Source organism: Frankia sp. AiPs1 (genome assembly GCF_023716945.1).
Lineage (GTDB): Bacteria > Actinomycetota > Actinomycetes > Frankiales > Frankiaceae > Frankia.
This window is the reverse complement of sequence record NZ_JAMQQF010000393.1, coordinates 1-5586: the sequence shown is the minus strand read 5'-3', so window position 1 is coordinate 5586 and position 5586 is coordinate 1. Positions and strand designations below refer to the sequence as shown.

Below are 5586 nucleotides of genomic sequence, written 5' to 3'. Positions count from 1 at the left end.
GGGCGCGCGCGCGGATCGCCGCGAGCCGCCAGGTCGCGGCGCCGGGCTGCTACCCCACCGCGTCCACGCTGGCCCTCGCCCCGCTGCTGGCCGCGGGCCTCGTCGAGCCGCAGGACCTCAGTGTCGTCGCCGCCAGCGGCACCTCCGGCGCGGGCCGTTCGGCCAAGGTCAACCTGCTCGGCAGCGAGGTGATGGGTGACCTCACGGCGTACAAGGTCGGCACCCACCAGCACCGGCCGGAGATCGTGCAGGCCCTGTCCGGTGTGGCCGGGACCGCGGTGAGCCTGTCGTTCACCCCCGTGCTCGCCCCGCTGCCCCGCGGCATCCTCGCCACCTGCTCCGGGCGGGCCACCGCCGGCACCGATGCGGACGCCGTGTACGAGGCGCTGCGCTCGGCCTACGCGGGCGAGCCGTTCGTCCGGGTGCTACCGCCCGGGCGTTGGCCGCACGCCGCGGCGACCCTCGGCGGCAATGCCGTGCACGTGCAGGGCACCTTCGACGCCGAGTCCGGGCGGGCGATCGTCGTGTCCGCCATCGACAACCTCGGCAAGGGTGCGGCCGGCCAGGCGCTGCAGTGCGCCAATCTCATGCTCGGCCTGCCCGAGACCGCCGGCCTGACCGCCCAGGGCATCGCGCCATGAGTGTGACCGCCCCCAGGGGCTTCCGGGCCGCCGGAGTCGCGGCCGGGTTGAAGCCGTCCGGGCGTCCGGACGTGGCCCTCGTCGTCAACGACGGGCCGTCCGACGCCGCCGCCGGCGTCTTCACCCGCAACCGGATCCAGGCCGCGCCCGTGCTGTGGACCCGTCAGACCCTCGTCGACGGCCGGCTGCGCGCCGTGGTCCTGAACTCCGGCGGCGCCAACGCCTGCACCGGACCGGCCGGCTTCGCCGACACCCACGCCACGGCCGAGCACGTCGCGGCCGGGCTCGGTCTCGGCGCCGGGGACGTCGCGGTCTGCTCCACCGGGCTGATCGGCGTCCGGCTGCCGATGGACAACCTGCTCGCCGGGGTCACGAAGGCCGTCGCGGCCCTCGCCGACACCGGCGGCGACGACGCGGCCGAGGCCATCCGTACCACCGACACCGTCGCGAAGACGGCTGTGCGGATCTCCACGACGACACCGGGGGTGACCGTCGGCGCGATGGGCAAGGGCGCGGCGATGCTGGCGCCGTCGCTGGCGACCATGCTCGTGGTCGTCACCACCGACGCCGTCGCCGACGCCGCGACCCTCGACCGAGTGGTGCGCCAGGCGTCCCGGGTCAGCTTCGAGCGGGTCGACTCCGACGGCTGCCTGTCCACCAACGACACCGTGCTGCTGCTCGCCTCGGGCGCCGCCGGGGTGACACTGCCCGAGGCCGAGCTCACCGAGCTCGTCGCCGAGGTGTGCACCGACCTGGCTCAGCAGATGCTCGGCGACGCCGAGGGCTCCACGAAGACCATCGCGATCACGATCACCGGGGCCGCGAGCGAGGCCGACGCCCTGGAGGTCGGCCGCTCCGTCGCCCGCAACAACCTGCTCAAGTGCGCCCTCTACGGCAAGGACCCGAACTGGGGGCGCGTCCTCGCCGCGGTCGGCACCACCCAGGCCGCCTTCGAGCCCGACGAGCTCGACGTGTCGATGAACGGCGTGCAGGTCTGCCGGGCGGGTGCGCCCGGGGAGGACCGTGATCTCGTCGACCTCTCCGAGCGGCGGATCGACATCCGCGTCGATCTGCACGCCGGCCCCGAGGAACTCACCATCTGGACGAACGACCTGACCGAGGGCTACGTCTACGAGAACTCGGCGTACTCGACGTGACCGACCTGCCCCCCGCGGCCGTGGCCCCCATCGCCCCCACGGCCCCCACCGCCCCCACCGCCGCCGCGCGGGGCCCGGCGGCGACCGCCCGCGGGCATGCGGCGCTCGCCAAGACCCAGGTCCTGATCGAGGCGCTGCCGTGGCTGTCCCGCTTCCAGGGCGCCACGATCGTCATCAAGTACGGCGGCAACGCGATGACGGAACCCGCGCTGCGCGCCGCGTTCGCCGCCGACATCGTCTTTCTGCGCTACTCGGGGCTGCGGGTGGTGGTCGTCCACGGCGGCGGCCCGCAGATCACCGCGCACCTGGCCCGCCTCGGCGTCGAGTCGACGTTCGTCGGCGGCCTGCGCGTCACCACGCCGGAGACCATGGACGTGGTGCGGATGGTGCTGCTCGGCCAGGTCAACCGAGACGTCGTCGGCCTGGTCAACGACCACGGCCCGTTCGCCGTGGGCCTGTCGGGCGAGGACGCGAACCTGTTCACCGCGCGCCGGCGCCCCGCGATCGTCGATGGGGAGGAGGTCGACGTCGGCCTCGTCGGTGACATCGTCGAGGTTCGGGCCGAGACGGTCGACGCGCTGCTCGACTCCGGCAAGGTGCCCGTCGTCGCCTCGGTCGCCCGTGGGATCGACGGCGGCGTCTACAACGTCAACGCCGACACGGCCGCCGCCGAGCTCGCCGTCGCCCTCGGCGCCACCAAGCTCGTCGTCCTGACCGACGTCGAGGGGCTGTACGCGGACTGGCCGACCAGCGACGAGGTGCTCAGCGAGCTGAGCATCACAGAGCTCGAACGGCTCCTGCCGACGCTGGCGGCCGGCATGATTCCGAAGATGGAGGCGTGTCGGCGGGCGGTGCGCGGCGGCGTACCGCAGGCACACGTGCTCGACGGCCGGGTGCCGCACGCCGTGCTGCTGGAGATCTTCACCGACGACGGCATCGGCACCCTGATCAGCCCGGATCACGACCTCGCCGAACCCGCCACCTACTCCGGAGGAACGCCATGACCGCCGATCTGCTCGCCCGGCGCGACGCCGTCGTGATGGCGACCTACGGCCGTCCGACGATCTCCCTGGTCCGCGGAAAGGGGACCCGGGTGTGGGATGACGCCGGACGCGAGTACCTCGATCTGCTCGGCGGGATCGCCGTCAGCGTGCTCGGCCACGGCCATCCGGCGATCCGGGCCGCCGTCGTCGACCAGCTCGACACCCTCGGCCACGTGTCGAACCTGTACGCCAACGAGCCGCAGGTGCGCCTGGCCGAGCGGCTTGTCGAGCTGCTCGCCGCGGGCGCCCCGGCCCCGGGCCTGCCCGCCGGCGGCGCGAAGATCTTCTTCGCCAACTCCGGCGCCGAGGCCAACGAGGCCGCCATCAAGATCGCTCGGCGCACCGGCCGGCCGGAGATCGTCGCGGCCGAGGGTTCGTTCCACGGCCGTACCCTCGGCGCGCTGTCCATCACCGGGCAGCCGGCCAAGCGCGCGCCGTTCGAGCCGCTGCTGCCCGGCGTGCGGTTCGTGCCCTACGGCGACGCCGCGGCCCTGCGGGCCGTGGTCGGCGAGCGGACCGCGGCGGTGTTCCTGGAGCCGACCCTCGGCGAGGCCGGCGTGGTGCCGCCGCCGCCGGGCTACCTGGCACAGGCGCGGGCGGCCTGCGACGACGTCGGGGCCCTGCTGGTGTTCGACGAGGTGCAGAGCGGCATCGGCCGGACCGGTTCGTGGTTCGCCCACCAGGCCGCCGGGGTCCAGCCCGACGTCGTCACCCTGGCCAAGGGCCTCGGCGGCGGCCTGCCGATCGGTGCCTGCATCGGCCTCGGCGCCGCGGCGGACCTGCTGCGCCCCGGCGATCACGGAAGTACGTTCGGCGGCGGACCGATCGTCTGCGCGGCGGCCCTGGCCGTGCTCGACACGATCGCCAGCGAGGGGCTGCTCGACCACGCGACGCGGCTGGGCGACCGGCTCGCCGCGCAGATCCACGGGGCGGGAATCCCGGGGATCACCGGGGTGCGGGGCGTGGGCCTGTGGCGGGCGATCGAGCTCGACGGCCCGTTCGCCCCGGCGGTGGAGACGGCGGCCCGCGCGGCGGGCTACCTCGTCAACGCGGTCGCCGCGGATGCCGTCCGGCTCGCCCCGCCGCTGATCCTCACCGATGCCGAGGCGGACGCCTTCGTCGCGGCGCTGCCCGCGATCGTCGGTGCCGCCCGAGTGGACGCGAACCTGTCGGAGCAAGGCTCTAAGGTCTGCGCATGACGGCCCGACACTTCCTTCTCGACACCGACCTGACCTCCGCGGAGCAGGCCGCCGTACTCGACTCCGCCGACCAGCTCAAGGCCCGCCGCCGCGCCCCCGGGCCGGCGGACCGTCCCCTGGCCGGGCGGTCGGTGGCCCTGCTGTTCGAGAAGCCCTCCACCCGGACCCGGCTGTCGTTCGACGTCGGCGTCGCCGAGCTCGGCGGCCATCCGATCTTCATCGACGCGACCACCAGCCATCTCGGCCGCGGCGAGACGATCGAGGACACCGCCGCCGTGCTCAGCCGGTACGTCGACGCGATCGTCGTGCGCACCTTCGCCCAGGAGCGCCTCGAGCGGCTCGCGGCTGCGGCGAGCGTGCCGGTCGTCAACGCGCTGTCCGACCATGCCCACCCCTGCCAGGCGCTGGCCGACCTGCAGACGATCCGGGAGCGCCGCGGCCGGCTCGCCGGGCTGACCCTGACCTACCTCGGCGACGGCAACAACGTGGCGCATTCGCTGCTGCTCGCCGGGGCGCTCGCGGGCATGCGGGTGCACGTGGCCTCCCCGCCCGGCTACGAGCCGTTCGAGCAGGTCGTCCGGCACGCCAACGAGATCGGCGCGGCCACCGGCGGCGAGGCGCTCGTCATGCATGACGCGCTGGAGGCGGCCGCCGGCGCCGACGTGCTCTACACCGACGTCTGGGCGTCGATGGGCCAGGAGGACGAGTCGGACAGCCGCTCGCTGGTGTTCCAGCCCTACCGCCTCGACGAGAAGGCCGTCGAGGCCGCCCGGCCGGACGTGCTGGTCATGCACTGCCTGCCGGCGCACCGGGAGCAGGAGATCGCCGGGTCGGTGCTCGACGGGCCGCACTCGGTCGTGTTCGACCAGGCCGAGAATCGGCTGCACGCGCAGAAGGCCCTGCTCTCGCTGCTGCTTGCGCCGGAGGCAGGCTCTGTCGCCGAGGAGGGCACGGTCCGATGACCACGGCGGGCGCGGGGGTGCGGCGGGCCGCCCCGCTGACCAAGCACGCCCGGCAGGCGCGGCTGGCGGCACTGATCGCGCAGCGGTCGGTGCGTTCGCAGTCGGAGCTCGCCCGCCTGCTCGCCACCGAGGGCGTCCAGGTCACTCAGGCCACCCTGTCCCGTGACCTGGAGGAGATCGGGGCGACGAAGGTGCGCGGCGCCGACGGCGGACTGGTGTACGCCGTCGATGTGAACCTCGCACCGGTGGAGATCGTCCGGCTTCCGCTGACCCGGCTGTGCGAGGAGCTGCTGGTCTCGGCGGAGGCCAACGGCGACCTCGTCGTCCTGCGCACCCCGCCCGGGGCCGCCCAGCTCTTCGCCTCCGCGCTGGACCGGGAGGCGCTGCCGGCGGTCATGGGCACGATCGCCGGGGACGACACGGTCCTCGTCGTCTGCCGGGCGCAGATGCCTGCTCCCGGGGATGGGAGCATTTCCGGGGTTGCCCCGGCCGGCGAGCAGAGCCCGGGGGAGGCCCCGCAGGTCGAACCGTCCGCGGGCCAGGCCCCGGTCCCGGGCCGCCCCCCCCAGCCCCCCCCCCCCCCC

General features: G+C 74.5%; 6 protein-coding genes. All 6 read left to right on the top strand.

The window, feature by feature from the left end; all coding sequences use genetic code 11:
• The coding region (argC, locus tag ND748_RS23710) for an N-acetyl-gamma-glutamyl-phosphate reductase (RefSeq protein WP_251748168.1) at positions 1-641 on the top strand (641 nt) is incomplete at its 5' end.
• The gene (argJ, locus tag ND748_RS23705) at positions 638-1798 is read left to right on the top strand and encodes a bifunctional glutamate N-acetyltransferase/amino-acid acetyltransferase ArgJ (protein WP_251748167.1); all 1161 of its coding nucleotides are present in this window, start codon (positions 638-640) and stop codon (positions 1796-1798) included. The genes argC and argJ, both read left to right, overlap by 4 nt.
• Complete coding sequence (gene argB, locus ND748_RS23700; protein WP_374216014.1) at positions 1795-2802, top strand: acetylglutamate kinase; 1008 nt, start codon at positions 1795-1797, stop codon at positions 2800-2802. Before argJ ends, argB begins: the two co-directional genes overlap by 4 nt.
• Positions 2799-4040 carry an acetylornithine transaminase gene (locus ND748_RS23695; RefSeq protein WP_251748166.1) on the top strand — a complete coding sequence of 414 codons (1242 nt, stop codon included), beginning with the start codon at positions 2799-2801 and terminating at the stop codon, positions 4038-4040. The genes argB and ND748_RS23695 overlap by 4 nt, the downstream gene beginning before the upstream one ends.
• Positions 4037-5002 (top strand): ornithine carbamoyltransferase, encoded by a 966-nt coding sequence (gene argF, locus ND748_RS23690; protein ID WP_251748165.1) that lies wholly within the window; start codon positions 4037-4039, stop codon positions 5000-5002. The genes ND748_RS23695 and argF overlap by 4 nt, the downstream gene beginning before the upstream one ends.
• The coding region (gene argR / locus ND748_RS23685; protein WP_251748164.1) for an arginine repressor at positions 4999-5586 on the top strand (588 nt) is incomplete at its 3' end. The genes argF and argR, both read left to right, overlap by 4 nt.